Source organism: Dyella marensis (assembly GCF_049532885.1).
Classification (GTDB): Bacteria; Pseudomonadota; Gammaproteobacteria; order Xanthomonadales; family Rhodanobacteraceae; genus Dyella_D; species Dyella_D marensis.
Genome location: NZ_CP064029.1, coordinates 2,644,241 through 2,665,906, shown reverse-complemented (window position 1 = coordinate 2,665,906; position 21,666 = coordinate 2,644,241). Strand labels below are relative to the sequence as shown.

At 69.2% G+C, this 21,666-nt stretch carries 1 protein-coding gene (running past one end of the window); it reads right to left on the bottom strand.

Annotation, left to right across the window (positions count from 1 at the left end):
- On the bottom strand, window positions 1–21,666 hold the 5' portion of the coding sequence (locus tag ISN75_RS11555; protein WP_343820194.1) for an Ig-like domain-containing protein. 16,665 nt of this gene lie to the left of the window's left edge; 21,666 of the gene's 38,331 nt are visible here — the first part of the coding sequence; it begins with the start codon at window positions 21,664–21,666; its stop codon lies off the left edge, out of view.

Genomic DNA, 21,666 nt, shown 5'->3' with positions numbered 1-21,666 from the left:
GGTGCCGCCGCCGGCCAGCTGCAGCACGCGGCGGGTGGCCAGTTCGATGGTCCACACCGAGGAGCCGCTGGTGGTGTCGGCCACGCCGGCCACCTGCACGTGCTGCGGCAGCGCGCCGGAAGCGACCAGCATGCCGTCGAGCAGCGAGCCGGGTGCGCCGAAGGCGATGCTGTCGACCACGCCCTTGATGCGGTATTCCAGCTCGGCGCGGCCGAGCGTGATGCCGCTCATCGGGAAGCTGACGATGTCGGTCGTGCCGTTGGGGTCCGCCGCGGTGATGTCACTGCCGGTCCAGCGCACGCCCCACAGGCGGCCGTCCGGACCGAACGCGAGGTCGCCCACGCGGGTGTTGCTGAAGTGCTGCCAGGCCTTGTTCGGGTCGGTCTGGTTCGGGTGGAACACCTCGATGCCGGCGCCGTCGGAGACGTAGATGTCGCCGGTGCCGGGCTGGATCGCCAGCGCATGCGTCAGCGGCTGCTGGCTGGGGCCCTGCATGCGGCGCACGATGGCGCCGCTGCCGGCATCCACCTGCAGCAGTTCGTTGCCGGTCATCACCCACAGCTGGCCGTACGCGTCCACCGCCATGTCGAGCACGGGCTGGTCGAGCACGAACAGCGGCGTGGTGCCGTGGCCGCCGTCCTTGCCGTAGCGGTACACCTCGTTGCGCTGCTGGCCGGCGCTGACCAGGATCGACTGATCCGGCAATTGCACCATGGCCATCGCGCCGATGTCGGCCGCGCCGGTGGCGAAGCCGTCGGCGAAACCGCGCACGGCGAACGGCGCCAGCACGTTCTTCAGATCGCCGGCATTCACGCCGGCCACCGCGCCCGGCAGCATCTGCGTGGCCTGCTGGAACAGCGGGTTGGCCGGGTAGTCGCGGTCCTGCGGCGCCTGCGGCACCTGCGCGGTCTGGTCCACGCCCGGGGTGACGCCCAGGCCGTCGAGCACCTGCTGGCGCGCGCCGTCGTCCGGCAGCACCGCATTGCTGACCGAAGCCGCCTCGCGGTTGCCGGCCAGATCCGTGGCCACGGCGAGGAACTCGTAGTGGTTGCCGGCTTCGCCGGTGAACACCGCCTCGTTCGTGCCCGCGGCGACCTGGCGCTGCCAGATCTTGAAGTCGCCGCCGTTGGTGGCGACGTAGACCGTGACGAAGCGGATGCCGCTGGCATCGTCCTGCGCGTTCCACTTCACGTCGTAGGTCGGCGCACCCTGGGCGTTGTTGCCCAGCGAGGTGACGGCGACCGTGGTGCCGGGCGCCTTGGCGTCCAGCGTGACGTTGAGCGTGGCGCTGTCGATCGGCGGCGTGTCGTCGAAGAACACGCGCGCCTGCATGGCGATCTTCGCGCCGGAAGCCGCACCCGGCGCGGCGGCCACGGTGAAGCTGACGAAGCCGCCGGCATTGCTGCCGGCGAGCAGGCCGCGACTGGCGTCCTGCATCGCTTCGCCGGTGATCGGATCGATCGCCTGCAGCAGCCAGGTGGCGATGCCGGTTTCGGCGTCGACGCCCGCGCTGACGCGCAGGATGTAGCCCTTGCTGCCGGTGAAGTCGAAGTCGCCCTGGAAGTTGGCGCGGTCGGCGGGGATATGGATGTTGATGTCGCCGATCTTCAGGTCGCCCAGGCGCACCGAACGCGGATCGAGGTCCGCATCCAGCGGCGACACGATGCGGATCTGGCCCACGCCCTGGCCGGTCGGATTGCTGAAGGCGAAGGTATACGGCAGCGGCGTGGCCGCGGGCACGTACACGCTGCCATCGGCGGCCACGGCCTGGCCCTGCGGACCCTGCACGCTGATCGCCGCATTGGTGGCGCCGGCCTGCTGCGCAACCAGCTGCAGGTACTGCGTGAGGTTGAGGCTCTTGCCCGGCAGCGGATTGAACTTGTCGTCGAGCAGGCCCTGCGCGCGCAGGTACTCCAGCTCGGCCTGGCTGCCGACGAAGATCTGGAAGTTCTCGAACTGCAGCGTGCGGCCGGCGTGCTGGTCGTAGTCGGCCGGATCGGCCAGCGCGGGCACCGGCACTTCGATCTCGTCGCCGTCGTCGTCGGTGCGCGTCTCGTAGTGGTCGATCGGCCCCTTGGCGGCATTCGGATCGCCGGCATAGGTGGACGTATCGCCGTACCACTGCTGCACCTTGGCGAAGAAGCCGAGGAGGTCCGCCTGGGTGCGGTAGCTGTCGCCGCCCTTGGACATCAGAATGCCGGCGGCGAGCGTGGCGTTGAGGCTGACCACCTGAGGGTTGGTGGTGATCGGCGGCGCCTGGTCGGCCGGCAGCAGCATGCCGGCGCTTTCCAGCGCGGCCAGCCAGCCGTTCACCCACTGCGAGGCGTCGGCGGCGAGCGTGGCCAGGTTGCTCGGTGCGCCGGGGTCGGCCAGCACGGCGGTGCGCAGCTTCAGTGCGTAGGCGGTCTGCTCGGCGATGAACTCGTCGCGGGTGAGCGCGGTGGCGGCGGCCACCACGTTCAACTGGAACGACTCGGACAGCGCTTCGATCTTGTAGATGATGTCTTCGGGGTCGGTGGACAGGAAGCGCGCGGTCAAGCCTTGCGAAATCTTGTCCAGCCCGCTGACGCCGGCATCGAGGATGCCCTGCGCCTTCCAGTCCGGATGAGTGGCGTACAGCGCGTCGCGCAGGCCGGCGAAGTCGCGGTTGATCCAGGCGGTGAGGCCCGGGTAGGTCTGCAGGCGGAAGCTCATGCCGACGAAGCCGTGCGCGGCCACGTCGAAGGCATAGCCCGGCGCCAGGTTGTAGCCGGCGGTGTTGAGCGTGCCGTCCAGCGCAGCCCACGGGATATCGGTGCGCGGCAGGGTGGAGCCGGTCTGGCCGTAGGCCTGGTTGTTGGCGGGCGAGCCGCCGACGTTGCCGAACGGCGAGCCGCCGACGTTGGAGCCGAAGATCGCGTAGGGCAGGTTGAGGCCGTCGAGCAGGTACTGGTTGTAGCCCATCTCCACCGCGCCGACGTCGAAGCGCACGTACGGGGTGTCGACGTTGGTCAGGCTCTGCAGCGAGACCGAGTAGGTCGCACCGTCGCCCGGGTTGAGATTGCGCGGGCCGCCGATGCCGATGGTGACGTCGTCCTCGATGCCGCGCTCGACCCGATAGCGGTTCGCCTCGGTGACGCTCTGGCCGTTCGGATTGATCACGCTGACGTCGTACAGGCCCAGCGGGAAGTTGCGCGTGTCGAAGATGGCCCGGATGTGCGTGGCGTCCAGCACCTGCCAGCGGTCCGGTTCGGCCTCATAGACGCCTGGACGGCTGAGTTTCACCAGCGCGCCGGCCTGGAAGGCCGAGCCGTAGATGTCCAGCGTCACCCAGCGGTGGTCGTCGTCGCTGACGCCGCCGTTGTCCGGCGTGATCCTGGTGATCGACAGCGGCAGCAGGTCGGCGCGCAGGGTCGCCGGCACCGCGTTGCCGCTGCGCGAGCGCACCAGGATGTAGTAGTCGCCGGCCAGGGTGCTGGGAATCAGCGCCTGCTGGTCGGCCGCGGACGGATTGCTGTAGGCCGCGTCGTAGGCATAGGTGGTCGGGATGTCGCCATAGCGGATGTACAGCTCGTTGTCGCCGCTGGCGGCCATCGCGTCGAGCATCACGCGCAGGGTCTGGCCGGCCGCGACGGTCACCTTGTACAGCTGCACGTCGCCGCTGGACAGCGTGGTCTGCAGCGGGCTGGCGATGGCCAGCGGCGGCACCTGGGTCTGGATGGTGGCGGCCGAGGCGGTGAGGTTGTTGGCCTCGCCCGGCGCCATCACCAGGCCGTTCGGGCCGTAGCTGATGCCGCCTTCGTAGACCTCGTTGTACAGGTCCGGACGCACGATGATGCGCCAGTGGCCGTCCTTCAGCGGCGGCAGCTGCGCGGTGAGCTTGCCGCTGTAGCTGGCGCCGCCGGCCAGGTCGCCGCTGTGCGTGACCTTGCCCAGCAGGATGTCGTCCAGGCCCCACACGTTGTCCATCGACAGATAGATCGCGTCGGTCCACTGGCCGTAGGCCGGATTGGTGGAGTCGTTGACGATGGTGTAGTTGACGGTGACGGTGTCGCCCACCTGCGCCTGCGGCGGCACGGTCACGTCGGTGACCTTCAGGTCCGCCGGCGGCGGCGTCTGCACCAGCATCGGCTGCGGCGCGGCGGTGGCGTTGTTCTGGTCGTTGCCGAATTCCAGCACCTGGCCGTACGGGCCGGCGCCGAACGCGCGCGCCGGATCGGTGATCACGAACACGTAGTACGGGCCGTCCAGGTCGCGCGGCGCGGTCACCGAGAAGTGGCCGTCGTAGCCGCCGCCCGCGGCGAGGCCGCCGCTGTGGCCGAGGTAGCCGAGGTAGCGGTCCTGGTTGACGTCCAGGAAGCGGTCGCGCGAGAGATAGATCAGGTCGTTCCACTGGCCTTGGTCGCTGGGCGTGTCGCCGCCCGCGTTGGTCACGTGGTAGTCGACGCTGAAGCTCTGGCCGGCCACCACCGAGGCCGGCGCGCTGACCAGGCTCACCTGCAGGTCCGGCGGCGTGGCCAGGGTGATCGGCAGCGCGATCGAGGAAACGTTGTTGCCTTCGTTCTGGAATTCCAGCACGGCGCCCGGGCCGTTGCCGGTGACCACGTCCAGGCCGTCGCGGATCGAGCTGGGCTCGCTGTAGTACCAGTCCTTGGTGGTGGCGGTGTCGGTCTTGACGATGACGTTGTAGTTGCCGCTGATCGACTGCGGCAGGTGGAACGTGGCCGACATCGTGTACGACTCGCCCGGCTGCAGGAAGCGCGGCTTGCCGTTGGCGTCGAGCAGGGAAACCGGCTGCACGCGGCCCGGGTTGCTATACAGCGAGCCTTCCACCAACGGGTAGTCGGTGGGATCGAGCGAGCTGTCGTTGGACAGGTACACGCCGTCGTTCCAGCTGCTCACGCGGGTGGCGCGATTGCCGCGGTTGGTCACCACCCAGGTGACGGTGATCTGGTCGCCGGACTTCGGCGCCGAGTTGGAGACCTGGATGCTGTCGATCTGCAGGTCGGCTTCGCGATAGGTGATGTCCAGCGGGCTGCTGCCCACGTTGTTGTTGTTGGCGCTGCCTTCATAGACCGAGCTGGCGTAGAGGTTGAGCCCCCAGGTGTTTTCGCCGCCGCCGAGCAGTTCGTCGGCGGCGCGCGGCGGCAGGCCGGAGCTGTCCGGACGCGCGCTGTCGGTGATGACGTAGATGTAGTAGCGCCCGTTGGTGCCCGGCGGCAGCGCCACGTTGGCCGTGGTGGTGTAGCTGGCGCCGGCGGCCAGGCCGTTGGTGTTCTGGTGTTCGAACTTGCCCAGGGCGATCGCGCGGCTGGGGATGAAGGTCGGGTCGGTGCTGATGAAGACCGAGTCCTGCCAGCTGACCGTGCCCGGCCATACGGACTGGCCGAAGTTGGTGACGGTCCAGCTGATCGGGGTCAGCTCGCCGGAGTAGTTCTGCGGCTGTACCTGCACCGCGGTCACCTGCAGGTCGGCCGGGTGCGGAATCACCGCCGCGGCGAAAGGCGTGGCGTTGTTGGCTTCGTTGAGTTCGCGCACCTGGCTGAGCGCGTCGGTCTTGACGATGATGTAGCTGCCGACGATGTCCGGCGCCAGCTGCACGGTCTGGTTGACCGTGTACTTCTCGCCGTTGTTGAGCGTGCGGCTCTGCGTGTAGCTGCCGATGGTCCAGATGCGGGTGGCCTTGCTCAGGTCCGCGTTGTCGGCCACGTAGATGGTGTCGGTCCAGCCGCCGGTGAACAGGTCGCCCTGGTTCTGCACGGTGTAGCTGAAGCTGACCGGGCCGCCGGCGTCGATGCTGGCCGGCGCGTTGACCTGGGTCACTACCAGGTCGGGCGGGGTGATGCCCAGCACGCTGATCGGGCGGCCCTTGTAGTCGTTGTTGTCGATCTGGGTGGCGTCGTCCTGGTTGATGTTGGACGCCAGCGTGTCTTCCAGGATGGTGCCGTAGGTGTTGGTCCAGACAGTGATGTAGTACTGGCCGCTGAGCGTGCTATCCGGGATGGCGACCTGCATGTCGCCGAGATAATCCTCGCCCACGGCGAGATTGCCGGTGTGCACCATCGAGCCCAGCAGCACGTCGCCCTTGTTGGCGCCCGGACGCTTGGGATCCTTGGCCAGCCACACGGTGTCGGTCCAGCTGTTGACGTCGGCGGTAAGGCCGCGCGTGGTGGCGCTGCCGAGGTTGCTGACCTTGTAGCGCACGTCGATGGTGCCGCCGTGCACGGCCTGGTCCGGCGCGGTCACGCCGCTGGTGACCAGGTCGGAGAACGGCACCGGGTCGATGTAGAAATGCACCGCCTTGGCGTTGTTGCCGTCGCTGGGGTACTCGTCGACGTTGTTGTCGGCGTCGGCCACCACGATCAGGTACGCATCGCCCGGGAAGCGGATCGGGATGCTGATGCTGCCGGTGATGTTGGAATAGCTCTGGGTCGGCGCCAGCGCGCTGCCGTTGTCGAAGGTGCCGACCAGCTGGTCGTCGCCGCTGAGCGTGCCGTCGTGCGACAGGTAGACCTTGTCGCGCCAGTGGCCGCTGGCGGGCACCGTGCCCAGGTTGGTGACGGTGTACTGGATGCCGACGGTGGTGCCGGCGGTGACGTGGTCGGGAATGCTGACCGCGCCCACCTGCAGGTCCGGACGCGGCTGCAGCGCGATGGGGGTCGGGTTGCTGGCCAGCAGCACGTCGTTGCCGGCGGCCGCGCCGTACTCGTAGACCTGCGCGCCGGCACCGCCGAAGTTGGCATTGGTGGTGATCTGCAGGCGGTACAGCCCTTCGATCTTCGCCGGCAGGCGGATCTGCTCGGTGCGCTTGTAGTTTTCGCCGGCCTTGAGCGGGCGGTCGTAGGTATAGCTGCCCAGCACGATGGCCGCGCCGGTGCCGCTGGCGGGCACCAGCTTGACGGTGTCGGTCCACGGGCCGAGCGCATCGGCCTGGCCCTGGTTGCTCACCGTCCAGGTCACGTCGGCCAGGCTGCCTTCGAGCAGGCTGGTGCCGTCCGCCGCGAGGCTGTCCGGCGCGGACGGCGCGATGCTGGCGGAGTTGACGATCAGGTCGGGCGAGGGCGCCAGCGTGACCGGCACGGCCGCGCTGTGGCCGGTGTCGTTGTCGCCGTAGATGAACTCGAACGGCCCGCCGGTGCGCACATTGACGTAGTAATTGCCCTGGATGCCGTTGGGCAGGGTGACGGTGATGCTGCGCGTGTAGCTGTCGTTCACCGCCAGCTGGCCGATATGGCTGGCGCTGCCGAACTGCGCGATCACGCCGGTGCCGTCCGGGTTGGCGCTGAGCCACACCTGGTCCGACCACTCCGAGCTGTCGGTGATGCCGATGCCCTGGTTGCTCACGGTCCAGGTCAGGGTCAGCGGCTGGCCGCTGACCGGGGTGCCCTGGGTGGAAACAGAGTTCACCTGCAGATCGGCGTACGGCTTGGGCATCACGTCGACGTTGTGGCCGAGCAGGGCCGTGTCGTTGGCGGTGTTGCCGTTCTCGAACACCTGGTGCGTGGCGTCGGTCACCACGAACAGCTTGTAGCGGCCGGTGGTGCCCGGCGGCAGCATCACGCTGAGCGCGCCGTTGTAGCTGGCGCCCGCGGCGAGCGCGCCGTTGTGCGCGACTTCGCCGATCACGCGGTCGTCGCCGTTGCCGAGCACGCCGTCGGTGGACAGGATCACCCGGTCCACCCACTGCGACGTGCTGCCCGCGCCGGTGCCGTTGTTGCTGACCGTCCAGCTCACGTCGATGGTGGCCGGGTCGGCGATCAGCGTGGACGGCGCCTGCACGGCGCTCACCGCAAGGTCGGCATAGGGCGCCAGCTGCACGGTGAGGTCCTGCTGCGCGGTGTTGTTGGCGCGGCTGTGGTCGTCGATGGCGCTGGCGGCGTCGGTGACCACCACGATCTCGTAGTCGCCATTGGCATCCAGCGGCAGCTGGATATCGGCCGCGGCGTCGTAGCTGCCGCCGGTGGCGAGCGGGCCGCTGTGCGCCAGCTCGGCGACCTGGGTCAGCGTGCCGTTGTGCGACAGGTAGACGCGGTCGAGCCAGTTGCCGCTGGCGTTGCCGCCGTTGTTGGTCACCGTCCACTGCACGTGCAGGTTGCTGCCGGACAGCACCAGGGTGGGGCCGCTGACCTTGCTGACCGAGAGATCCGGACGCGCCACCACCACCGGCGTGGCGGCGGAGGCGCTGTTGTCGTTCTCGCCGTCGCGTTCGTACACCGTGTTGTCGGTGTCGGTGCGCACCACGAAGGTGTAGGTGCCCTCGGTGAAGCCGGCGGGCAGGCTGAAGGCGATGCTGCGCGCCGCGCTGGCGCCGGCGGCGAGGCCGCCGGTGAAGAACTGGTTGGCCACTTCGATCTGGTGGCCCTGGCCGTCGTCCAGATACACGCGGTCGCGCCACACGCCGGTGGCGTCGCCGGTGCCGGTGTTGTGCGCGGTATAGCTCAGGCTCACCGCATCGCCCGGACGCACCGCGGCCGGGCCGCTGACGTCGCTGACGGTGAGGTTGGCCGAAGGCGCCAGGGTGATGTGCAGCGGCACCGTGGTGGCGCCGGCGTTGTTGCCGGTGTGGCCGTTCTCGGTGACGGTGTTGTTGAGGTTGGTGGTGACCAGGATGTAGTAGTCGCCCACCAGGTCGCGCGGCAGGGTCAGCGTCGCGGTGGCGGTATAGGTGGCGCCGCCGTTGGCGAGCACGCCGGCATGCGTGACCGAGCCGGCCAGCACGATGTCGTCGGCCGAGGGCACGCCGGTGCGCGACAGCACCACGCGGTCGTTCCACAGCGCCAGGTTGGTGGGCGCATTGCCGGTGTTGGACACCGTCCAGCTCACCTGCACGTTCTCGCCGCTGAGCGCGGTAGCGGGCGCGCTCACCGACACCACGCCCAGGTCCGCATACGCCGCGGCCACGGTGATCGGCTTGGCCACGCTGGCGTTGTTGCCGCGCGTATCCGGTTCCAGCACTTCGCCCTGGCTGTCGGCGCGCACGGCCAGGTAATAGTGGCCGTCGTTGAGCAGGGGCAGGTTGAGGGTGGCGCTCTGCGTATAGCTGCCGCCCACCGCCAGTGCGCCGTTGCGGCGCACCGTGCCGATCACGATGTCGTCGGCATTGCCGATGATGGCGTCGGAGCTCAGCACGATCTCGTCGGACCAGGCATCGCCGGTCGGCGCCTGGCCGTGGTTGGCCACGGTCCAGCTGATCGTCACCGGCTGGCCGCCGATCGCGTTCGGCGGCGTGGCGATGCTGTCCACGCGCAGATCCGCGTACGGCACGGCGGCGGAGACCACCGCGGTGGCGGCGCTGTTGTTGCTCTCGGCGTCGTGGGTGAGATTGGTTTCGTAGAGCACGCCCACGCCGGCCGCGTTCTGGTCGGCGGTGACGGTGATGCTTAAGTTGCCGGTGCCCTTGAGGCCGTCCGGCAGGCGGAAGGTGAAGCTGCGCAGACGATGCTCGCCGGGGCCGATCGGGCCGTTGACCTGGCCGTTGACCAGCGCGGTGGGGTCGTACACCAGGCTGGTGTCGAGCACGCTCATGCCGTTGTCGACGCGGCTGACCGTGATGCGGTCGTTGAACGCGGTGCCGGTGGCGCTGGCGCCCTGGTTCCAGTCTTCCCAGGTAATGGTGACCAGGCCGCCGGCCTGGACGGTGGTGCTGACCACCTGCAGGTTCTGCACCTGCAGGTCGGGGCCGACCGCCTGGTCGATCTCGGCGACGTTGTTGCTCTCGCCGGTGCCATTGGCATTGGCCTCGGGAATCTCGCCCAGGCTGTCGGCGATCACGCGGATGGCGAAGTTGCCGGAGGCATCCACGCCGGTCGGCCAGGTGAAGCTGGCCGTGCGCTGGCGCGTGGCGCCGGCGGCGAGCGGGCCGTTGTCGAGCAGGTCGCGCAGGGTGACGGTGGCCACCACCTTGCCGGTGGACAGGTTGCGCACCTCCAGCGTTTCGCTCCACGGCTGCGCCACGGCGACGTTGCCCTGGTTGCCGACGCTCCAGCTCACGTTGACGCTCTGGCCCGGCTGGAAGGCGCTCGACGGCTGCAGGCTCAGGTCCTGCACGGTGAGGTCGGCATACGGCGACAGCTGCACCGTGGCGGTGATGCTGGCGGCGTTGTTGCTTTCCGCGTTGCCGGCGCTGTTGCTCTCCTTGACCACGTTGTCCGCGTCGGTGAGCACGGTGATGCTGATGGTGCCGGCGGCGTAGGAGCCGTCCGGCAGGCGGATCTGCTGGTGGCGCGTGCGCGCATCGCCCACGCCGATCGGGCCGTTGGCCGCGTCGGAGGCGTCGTACGGCACGCTGATGTCGGCCAGGATCACGCCGGTGGCGACGTTGCGGATGACGATGCGGTCGTTCCAGCTGCCGCTGGCCGGCAGCACGCCCTGGTTGGCGACCACCCATTGCACGTCGACGGTCTGGCCCGTCTGCAGGGTGCCGGCGGGCGACACGTTCACCGAGGTGACGGTGAGGTCGGGCGCCGGGGTGACGACGAGCGTGTCCAGCACGGTGACCGGCGTGTCGGGCACGCGCACCACGTTGAACGAAACGTTCGGCGTGACATTGCCGCCGCTGTTGTAGCTGGAGTTGGCCAGCACCAGGGTGTAGCGGCCGCCGACCAGCAGGTGGCCCAGGTCGATGCCGCTGCCGTTGAACTGGTAGGTGTAGTTGCTGCCGTTCCAGCTGCCGTAATCGTTGCCCATGCTCTGCTGGTAGAACACGGTGCGGCCCTGCGGATCGAGCAGGGTCCAGGTCGGCACGTAGCCGCTGCTGGTGGCGCTCAGGCCCGGCAGCGCGTCGAGGAAGTAATGCGCGCCGGCCTCCACGTCGAAGCTGTACAGCTGCAGGCCGCCGGCGGTGTCCATGGTGGTGCTGACCGGCGTGCCGGGCGTCACCGCCGTGGCATGCGCGGCGTCGAGCATGCGGAAACTGAAGGGGTTGGCGCTGCTGTTGTTGCTCCACACCGTCAGCAGGTAGTCGCCGGCGGCGAGCAGGCCGTTGAAGTCGTAGCTGTAGTTGTAGGAGTAGGTGTAGCCCATCTGCTGGTAGAACACCTGCGAGCCGCTGGCGCTGGTCAGCTTCCAGTAGGCGCCGTTGGGCAGGTTGAGGGCGTCGAACGCCACCACCGAGTCGTGGTCAAGGTGCACCGTGTACTGCAGCGGCACGCCGGAGGCCGGCGCGGTGCCGCTGACGGCGGTGTTGGGCTGCAGCGCGGTATAGCCGGCCTTGATGGCGAAGCTGTAGTTGACCGAGCTCCACGGCACGTAGCCGGGGTTGTCGATCACCAGGTAGTAGTTGCCCGCCGCCAGCGGCAGCGCGCCGCTCTGGTAGTACATCGAACCGTAGGCGACCTCGCTGCCGTAGGGCGAGACCAGGTGCCAGTTCAGATAGCTCTGCTGGCCGGTGGTGTTGATCGGGTCGAACCAGAACTCGCTGGCCTGGGCCAGGTTGAGCTGGAACACCTGCGGGCCGTTGCTCGGCGTATAGGTGCCGGTGGTCAGCACGTCCGGCAGCAGCGCGGGCACGGTGGACAGGTCCAGCGCGTTGAAGTTGATCCAGCGCGTGCCGGCATTGCCGTTGAGATCGACGAAGCGGAAGGTGTAGTTGCCCGCGCCCGGCAGGATCACCGCGCGGTTGGCGCTGTGCGGATCGAAGGAGTAGAGCAGGGTGCCCTGGCCGTCGTAGACGTCCATGCGTACGTTCTGTTCGGACGGCATGGTGACCAGGAGCGACGTGCCCTGGCTGGCCTGCAGCTGATAAGCCAGGCTGCCGTTCTGCAGCAGGCCCTGCACGGCGCCGCCCACCGGCAGCGCCGGCAGCAGGTGCGAGGTGGTGAGGGTGAAGCTGTAGTTCTGCGCGGCGGCGCTGCCGTCGTCCTGGGTCTCGCGCACCAGGTAATAGCTGCCGGTGCGCGGCAGGTTGGCGATGCTGCCGGCGCCCTGCACCTGCTGCAGGTAGTGGCCGAACTCGTCGTACAGCGTCCAGCTGAAGTTGTCGCTGCTGTCCAGGGTGACGGTGTCGCCGCTGTTGGCGTCGAAGCGGAACAGCTCGGCATTGCCGGCGACGGTGTCGCCGGTGGTGGCAGCGCCTTTCGTCAGCGCGGTGGCGGTGCCCAGGTCCAGCAGGCGCAGGCGCGCGTTGTCGAAGCCGTACGGCATGCTGTCGATGACCAGCTGGTAGTCGCCGCCTTCCAGCTCGAAGGCGGCGTCGGGCTGGGCGGCGTCGTCCTGGCTGTCGAGCAGCGTCTGGCCGTGCCGCGCGATGTGCCAGTTGAGGTAGCCGTCGTAGTTGAGATAGCCCAGGTCCAGCAGCAGGTGGGTGGCGCGGTCGAGGTGGAAGCTGTACGTGGCCGGGCCGGTGGGGCGCAGCACGTCGCCGAGCTGCACCCGCACGTGGCTCAGCTCGAACTGGAACGCCACCGGCGTGGTGTCGCTGCCGGCATCGGCCTGGTAGAGCAGCACGTAGCGGCCGTTCGCATTCAGCGCCACGTCGGTGGCGCTGGTGAGGTCGCCGCTGGCGGCGATGCTGCCGTTCGGGTCGAGCAGGATCCACTGGCCGCTGAGCGTGCCGTGGTCCAGCGACGCCAGGTGCAAGGTGTCGCCCGCGTTGCCGTCGAACGCGTAGGCCTTGGCCTGGCCCGGGGCGATGCTGTCGTTGAGCGGTGCATCGAGCGGCAGCGGCGCCGCGGCGGCGGCGTCGAGCAGCGCCAGCGACAGGTGGCTGGCATCGGCGCCCTTGGCGCGCAGGGTCAGGCGGTAGCTGCCGGCGGCGAGGGTGATGCCTTGCACCGCGGCATTGCCGGGCATCCAGCTGCCCCAGCCGAGGTAGTTCTCGTTCTGGGTGAGCTGCCAGTCGTAGCCGGCGCCGGTGTTGGCGAGCGCGTCGAGCAGCAGGCGCGTGGGCGCCGCGACGTTGAGGTCGTAATAGACCGTGTCGGACGTACCTTGGGTGTCGACCTGCAAAGTGTCGCCGAGCTGCGCCGTGCCGTTGGCGGCCGGCTGCGTGCTGTCCAGCGCAAAGCCGTAGCTGGCCGGACCGGCGGCATCGCTGGCGGCCGACCACACCAGGTAATAGGTGCCGCTGCTGGCGAAGGCCGGCAGCGCGTCGTTGCTGGAGGAGCTGTCGCTCCACACGTTCTGGCCCTGCGCGTCGAAGATCTCCCACGCGCCGTCGCCGCTGCTGCCGGCCTGCGGCACGAAGTGCAGGCGCTGTCCGGCCTGCGCCTGGAAGGCGTAGGTCTGCAGCTGGCCGGGGTTGAGCGTCACGGTGGCCGGCGTATCCAGCGGCAGTGCGATGGCGTCGGCGAAGCTCTGGAACATCAGCGTGTAGCTGGCGTCGCCAGGGTTGGCGCCTTCGCTCGTCGCCGCGGCGAAGGATTCGCCGCCGCCACCGCCGTTGCCACGGCTGGTGACGGGGATGACGTAATGGCCCTTGCTCAGGAACAGCGTGTAGTAGCCGTTGCTGTTGAGCTGGTAGTTGCGGCCCGGCAGCTGGAATTCGGCGGAGACGCCGTCGCTGTAGCTGGGCATCCACAGGCTGATCACCTGGTCGTGGTCCAGGTCGAAGCTGTACAGCTTCACGCCGCCTTCGGCCGGCAGCGTGTCCGCCAGGCTCTGGCCCGACAGCAGCGGCGTGGGCGCCGCGATGCGCAGCGCGGTGGCCGTGTTGTCGTTCAAATAGGTGTTGGTGAGCGCGGCGTACCAGGTGCCGTCGCTGTCGGCGTGCACCACGTAGTAGCCGGTGTTGTCGTTGAACCAGTACGAGCCTTGCGTGTTGAGGCTGGCGTCGTAGAGCTGCACCTGGCTGCCGGGCGCGCCGGTGACGTAGTAGTCCTGTCCGGCCTTGACCTTGAAGCCGTACAGGCCGAGCACCGCCGGCGCCGCGAGTGCGCCGTCGGCGACGGTGGCCTGGGCTTGCGTGGCGACGCTGAAGTCGAGATCCGCCGAGCCGTCCAGCGAGGCGTCGATCTCCAGCGTGTAGTCGCCCGCCGCCAGCCGCACGGGCTGCATGAAGTTGCCTTCGTAGCCGGGGAAGTTGCCGGACAGCACCTGGCCGTTGGCATCGAGCAGGCGCCACTGGATGCCCCAGCTGGTGGCCCAGCCGTTGACCGAGACCAGCGCGGCCTGGTCCAGCGTGAAGGTGTAGGCGCGCGCGTCGTTGTTGGTCAGCGTGACGCTGCTGGCCTGGCCCAGCGTGAGCGGCGCGGTCGGCAGCACCGGCGGATCGATGTGGCCGGTGAGCGTGTTGCCGGCGGTGATCGTCAGCGGACCGTTGGCATGGGACAGCACCAGCGCATAGTTGCCGGTGGCCGACAGGTCGAGGCTGAGCTGGGCGAGGCCGGTGCCGACCCAGCCCGAGGAGATGACGCTGCCATCCGGCGCGAACAGGTACCACAGCGCCTGCGGCGAACCGATGCTGGTGCTGCTGGCCTGCAGCGACAGACCGATGCTGTCGCCCGCATGGCCGGTGAAATGCCACACCTGCGCGCCGGAGGTGTCGGCCAGGTCGGCGCTGGCGGTGGTGCCGGGCGACAGGTCCGCCGCGGCATCCACATCGATCAGGCGGAAGCTGGGCGACGAGCTGCTGTCGGTGCCGACCGGGCCGTAGCTGTACATGCGCAGCGTGTAAGTGCCCTTCGGCAACTGCAGCAGCGTGGTCTGGCCGTTCGACAGGTAGACGGTGCCGTTGCTCCACATCTGGCCGGTGGCGTCGACGACGTCGAAATAGATCGCTTGGTTGGGCAGGTTGGCGGCTACCGCGATGAAGCGGCCTGGCGCGTCCAGGCTGAAGCTGTAGCCGGCGTGGTAATTGCCTGCCTCGTCCAGCACGATCGGCTGGTCGGCGCCGGGCGTCAGCGCGTACACCGGTACTGCAACCGGTGCACCCTTGACCGTATAGGGAATCGGATCCGTGCCGCCGACGGTGTCGGGGTAGGCGAGCAGGGTGTAGGTGCCGGAGGACAGCTGCTGGCGATGGAAGCCGCTGCTGCCGGAGGTGACCGCGTAGCCGTTTTCGTCGTAGAGCACCCACTCGACGCCGACAGCCTCGTCGCCGCCGGCGACGCCGAAGTCGTAGGCGGACTGGCCGTCGCTGGTGAAGGTGTAGGCCGCGGTGGTGTGGCTGGCGTCGAACTGCGCCTGCGCGCTGCCGGCGCCATCGAGCGACGGCGCCTGCGACAGGTCGGTCAACGCGAAGGCGTAGCTCTCGCCGCTCCAGTTGCCGGTGACGCGGATGTCGTAGTCGCCCGGCGGAAGGAAATAGCGGTCGCCCTGGACCTGCGCGTCGTAGGGGTAACCGTTGTAGTAGATGCTGTACTGGATGTTGCCGCCGTCGACCAGCCGGCTCAGCAGGAGGCTGGCGGCGTGATCGAGGCTGAGGCGGTAACCCTGGGGGTTGTCCGGATTGCCGCTCAGCGTGCCGTTGACGTACTGGCCCGGCTGGATCTGCGGCAGCGTGGCGGCGCTCTGCGCCAGTGTGTAGGCGACGTCCGCGCCCTCCGGATCCTGGCCCTTCAGCACCAGCACGTAGTCGCCGCCGGGCAGGGTGGCCAGGTCGGTGTCGCTGCCGTCGACGGCCTGCGCGATCAGGTTGCCGTAGGTGTCGAACAGGCTCCAGCGCAGCGACGAGGCGTCGGCCACGCCGAACGCCAGGTGCAGTGCGCTGGGCGCGGCCAGCGTGAAGCGATAGGCCACGGCGGCCGCGCCGCCGGCGATGCTGCCCGGCACGCCGCCGGCCGGCAGCGCCGGCGCGTCGGACAGATCGAGCAGCTGCAGGGCGTAATGCGCGCCCGGACTGTCGCTGCGGATCCATAGCTCGTAGCTGCCGCCGGTGAGCTGCTGCAGCGAGGGCGCGCTGTTTTCCACATCCAGCGAACCCGGATTGTTGTTCTGCAGCCACGCCAGCGCAGGCTCGCCGCCGATCGGCGTCAGGCCCCACTGGATGTCGCCGTCGGAACCGAGGTTGTGCAGCAGCACGCGCATGTCGTGGTCGAGCGTGATGCGGTAGACCGCGAAGCCGGTGACCGGATCGGTGCTGCCGGCGAGGCTGTCGCCGGGTTGCGCGGCCGGCGGCGCCACGGCGTCGACGTGCAGCGCGAACGCGGCATCCGTATTGCCGGTGCGCGCGAGCAGCAGGCGGTAGGAGCCGGTGCCCAGCACAGGCGTATCCACCGCGGTGCCGGCCGCGCCATCGGCGACCAGGTTGCCGCCCAGGTCGTACAGCGACCAGGCCAGCGAGCTGTCGCCGCTGGCGTCCAGCGCGATATGCAGCGCGCCGGAGCCGTTCGCTTCGTAGCGGTAGACCACGGCCGCCTGGCCGGCGGCAAGCTGGCCGCTGCTGGTGCCCGTGGGCAAGGCAGCGGCGGCGGCGGTGTCGACGGTCTGGAACGCGTAGCTGGCCTGGTCCGCGGTGGCGGCGATGGTCAGCACGTAGTCGCCGGCATAGGGCAGCGCGGCGTAGGCGCTGGCGTCCTCGTCGGACCACGGGTTCTCGCTGGAAGCGCCGGCCGGCGTCAGGCGCCAGTGCACGCCGTGCGAACCGAGGTCGCGCAGCAGGTTGGCGATGGCAAGGGTCTGCGCGTAGCCGATCGTCACCCGGTAGCTTGCGCTGTCGCCGACGAAGTTGAAGCTGCCATTGACCGAGCCGCCCCAGGCCAGCGGCGGCGCCGGCGGCGCCTGCGTTTCGCTGGAGGTCACCGTGTAGTCGGCGGCGGCGCCATCGATCACCAGGTAGCGCTGCGTGCCGGCGGCGACGCTCTGCGCGATCGAGGTGGCGGCGAGCGCGCCGCTGCCGGAAGCGACCAGCCGGCCGCCGGCGTCGTACACGCGGATGCTGGCGCCGCTGCCCTGCGCGGTGCTCACCGCGAGCTGGATCGCCGACTGGTCCACGCCCGCGGTGAGGCGGTAGACCAGGGCGTGGCTGTCGGCAGCGCTGACGCTGGACGAACCGATGGCGAGATCGGTCGCGCTGGCGAAGTCGACGATACGCACGCCGTAGGCGCCGAGCTGCGACGCATCGTCGGCGAGCACTTCCAGCGTGTAGGTGCCCGGGCCGAGCAGGCAGGCGGATGCCGTGCCGGTGTGGCCGGTCTGCACCAGGCTGCCGTCGGCGGCGCGGATGTTCCAGCGCTGGCCGGCGTCGCCGAAGCCATCGACCAGCACGGTGGTCGGCGCGGCGATGGCGAAGGCATAGCTGTCCGGCACGCCGGCCACGCTGCTGTGGCCTTGCACGTCGGTGCCGAGCGTGAGACTGGCATGCGCAGGCGTGGTCAGCGCGGCGCTGTAGCCGATGTCGGTTTCGGCGCCATCGCCATTACCGCTCAGCTGCAGCTGGTAGCGGCCGTCGTGCGGCAGCTTGAACAGCAGGTCCTGGCCGGCGGCCACGTTGCCGAAGTTCAGCACCACGTTGCCGCTGGCATCGAGCACGCGCGCGGATGCGCCGCTGCCGGTGATGCTGTCGAAGTGGAACGTGAGGTAATCGCCGGCCGCACCCTGCACGGCGTACAGCACGCTGCTGCCGGACGGTGCGATGCGCGCCGTCTGCGCCGCGCCGAGGCTGAGCGCGGCCGTGCCGTTGAAGTCGAACAGGTTGAAGGCGAAGGCGCCGGTGGCCGCGCCATTGGGGATGACGGTGAGCCGGTAGTTGCCCGCGGCGGGCAGCTGCAGCAGCAGGTCGCCGCTGCCGTCCATCGCCGCGCTGCTGACCACGTTGCCGAGCGGGCCTTGCAATTGCCAGCTGAGGTCGCTGCGGTGGGCCAGGCTCTGGAACAGCACCGCGCCCGGCGCGCCGAGCGCGAAGTCGTATGCGTAGCGCTGGCCTGGCGTGGCGATGGCGGCCGTGGCCGGCGTGCCCGGCACCAGCGGCTGCACCGTGGTGACGACGTGGCGCAGCACGAAGTTCACCGCGGCGTCGGTGCTGGCGTTCCATGCGTTCTGCCAGCTGAGCACATAGCTGCCGGCGGCGAGGTGGAACGGCGTGGGGTTGTCGTAGTTGCTGTTGCCGCTGGCGATCACCTGGCCTTGCGCGTTCTGCACCTGCCACTGCTCGGAGTTGCCGTCCTGCGGCCCTTCCAGGCGGAAGTCGCCGTCGGCGGCCACGTCGAAGCGGTACGGCGCCGGCAGGCCGGCGGCCGGCAGCGTGGCGGTGGTCGGCGTGTCGGCCGCCAGCGCGGGCATGGCGGCCTGGTTGAGCAGGCTGAAATGGAAGTTGCCGGTGGAGAGATCGCCATAGGCCACGGTCAGCACGTAAGTGCCGGCGGGCAGGTCGAGCAGGTTCTGGCTCGAATAGCTGAAATCGCGCTGCGACACTTCCGGGCCGCGCGGGCCGGTGAGGCTCCAGCGCAGGTAGGAGCCGTTGTTGACCGGCGTGTTCATCAGCACCGAGGTCGGCGCGTCCAGGGTGAAGCTGTACTGGATGCTCTGGCCGGGCTGGGTGATCGCGCCGGCGGTATCGGCGCCGAGCGTGAGCGCGGCGTTCTGCGCGCTGCGCAGGCCCAGGGTGAAGTTCAGCGGCTGCGACTTCGGCGCGCTGTTGCCCACATAGGGCGAAACCACCAGCAGATACTCGCCGGTATAGGTCGCGGCGATGTCGGCGTTGTCGTAGCCGTTGTAGATCGAGCCCGACGCGATGACGGCGCCGCCCGGCGCCAGGATGCGCCAGTCGGCATTGTTGGTCTGCGCGCTGGGGTCGCTCTGCAGGTAGAAGTGGTCGCCCGCGCTGGCGTTGAAGCGGAAGAGCTGCGTCTGGTCGGTGACCAGGGTGGTCTGCACCGGCGTGCCGGGCTGCAGCTCCTGCGCGATGCCGCGGTCGAGCACGCGGAAGGACAGGTCGGTGGGCGTGTCGTTGCTGCTGCGGAACAGCAGCGTGTACTGCCCCGGCGGCAGCAGCTGCATGGTGCCCTGGTCGTAGCTGGCCCACTGCCAGCCGACGATGGTGCCGGCGGTGGAGCGCAGCATCCATTGCAGGTTGGACGGATTGCCGTTGGCGCCGGCGAGGAAGTCCGGCACCACGGTCTGCGCGTGATCCAGGGTGAAGCTGTACTGCGCGATCGACTGGCGGCCGGCCAGCGTGGCGTGGGCGACGTCGTTGAACGACAGCGGCGTGGTGCTGGTGTCCGTCGCGCTGAGGGTGAAGGTGTCGCGGTCGGTGGCGTAGCTGTCGTAGTAGTAGCCCAGGTCCAGCAGCGTGTAGGTGCCGTCGGCCGGAACGCGGAACAGCGTGCCGATGTTGTCGCCGGACTGCGCCGGCAGCACCTGTCCCTGCGGGCCGACCAGGCGCCAGGTCGGGCTGTAGCCGGAGATGTAGTCGGTGTTGAGCAGCAGGGTCTGCCCGGCGCTGGCCTGCACGCGGTAGCCCGCGGCGGCGCTGCCCGGCGAACGCTGGGCGATGGTCTGCTGGCCCAGCTGCAGGTTCGGCAGGGTGGACAGGTCCACCGCGCTGAAAGCGTAGGCGCCGGCGCTGTAGCCGCTGGACGGCGCGCCCTGCAGGGTCAGCGCATAGTCGCCGGCGGGCAGGGTGAGGATCTGGTCGCCGCTGGAAACCCAGGTGTTGAATTCGGTGCCGCGCGGACCTTGCAGGTTCCAGTAGGTGTTGCCGGACTGCTGCGCATCCAGCAGCAGCTGAGTAGTCGCACCGAGCGTGAAGCGGTAGGTCTGCGTGCTGTTCCACGCCGCCAAGGTGCCGGCGGTGACGCTGCCGAGCGTGAGCGGATCGCCTGCCGGCAGCGGCGCCGGGGCGGTGTTGCCGGTGTTGTCCAGGCGAGCCTGGAAATTCACCGGCGCGGTGTTGCCGGCATAGCCTTCGATCAGCAGCGTGTAGCTGCCCGCATTGGCCAGGCTCACCGCCGCGCTGTCGCCGGACAGATTGCCGGTGCCGATGGTGCGGCCGAACATGTCGACGATCCGCCACACCGCGCTGCCGCCGGTGGCGCTGGCCGCATGCACGGCGACGCTGTCGCCCGCCGCGGCGGTGAACTGGTACGCGCTGCTGCTGTTGCCCGGCGACAGCGTGCCGGACAGCGGCGCGCCCTGCGCCAGCGCCGCGGCGGTGGACAGGTCCAGCAGGTTGAATGCGAACGCACCGGTGGCATCGCCGGAACCCTGCACGGTGAGCGTGTAGTCGCCCGCCGGCAGCGCCAGTACGTTCTGCCCCGAGTTGCCGTCGGAGGAATTCAGCGAGCGGCTGTTGACTTCCTGGCCGCGCGGGCCGGCCAGCGACCACAGCATGTCGCCGCGGCTGGACAGCGCATCGAAGGCCAGCTGCGTGGCCGCGGCCAGATGGAAGGAGTACACCGCCGACTGGCCGGCCAGCGGGATCGAGCCGTTCACCGCGGTGCCGATGCTCAGCGCGGAAGTGAGATCCGGCACCTGGTTGAGCTGGAAGTTGTAGCCGATGGCCGCGGTGGGCGAGTTGTAGATATAGCCGTCCAGCATCAGCCAGTAGGTGCCGGTCGAGGCCACGGTGAACGGCGCCGTGCCCGAACCCAGATAGCTGCTCTGCACCGGGTTGCCGTAGGCATCGAGCAGCCGCCAGTAGACCGTGCCGCCGGTGGGCGACTGGCTGCCGAGGTACAGCTTCTGGCCCTGGGTCAGCGCCACCTTGTAGATGGTCGAGCCGGTGGGCTGGTCCAGCGTGCCGCTGATCGGCGTGTTGACGGCCAGCGTGTGCGCGGAGGCATCGGTGAGCATGCGGAAGGCATAGCTGCCCGCCTGGCCGTTGTAGCCGCGCACCGCCAGCGTGTAGGTGCCCGCCGACAGTTCGAAGGCGTTGCTGGTTTCGGACTGGTTATGCGGCGCGACGATGTCGCCGTTGGGGCCGCTCAGGCCCCAGTTGAAATTGTTGCTCAGCGCGTCGAACGCCATCTGGGTGTCGGCGTTGAGCGTGAAGCTGTAGTAGTTGGTCTGGCCGGGCTGGGTTACCGCGGTGGTGACCTGGTCCAGCGTCAGCGGCAGCTGCGGATTCACCACGGGGTTGAGCGTGAAGCTGTAGCTCACCGGCGCGGTGTTGTACGAGGCGCCTTCCACCAGCAGCAGGTATTCGCCGCTGCTGGGCACGCTGAAGGTGTCCGGGTCGCTGCCGATGCTGTAGTGCGGGCCGACCTGGCGGCCGTACGGATCGATCAGGCGCCAGTAGGCGGAGCCGCCGCTGACGCTGTTGCTCTTGAAGAAGAACTGCTGGCCGGCGCTGGCGTCGAAGCGGTAGACGCTGGTCTCGTTGCCCTGCACCAGAGTGTCGGACACCGCCGTGCCGGGCGTGAGATTGGCGGCCGCGGTGGCGTCGACGATGCGCATGGCATAGCTGCCGGTGGCATCGGCGGAGCCGGCCACGGTCAGCGTATAGGTGCCGCTGCCGAGGTCGAACGCCGGCATGCTGCTGCTGTTGCCGTCGTCGGAGAACTGGCGCCCGTTGACCACGGTGCCGTTCGGGCCGGTCAGCGTCCAGTTGAGATCGGAGCGGTTGGTCAGGCTGTCGAAGACGACGCGCTTGGTGTCCTGCACGGTGAACTGGTACTGCTTCTGCTGGCCGGGCGCATCGAGCGCGCCGTTGATCGACAGTGCGGCGGGATTGACGTCGCCGGACAGCAGCACGCGCGGTTCCAGCGCTTCGAAGCGGATGGCCGGTGTGTTCGAAGCAGGTGCGGTGTCGATCGCTTCCGCGGCGGAGGTTTCGTTGAGCTTGCCGTTGCTGTTGCCGTGCGACTGTTCCAT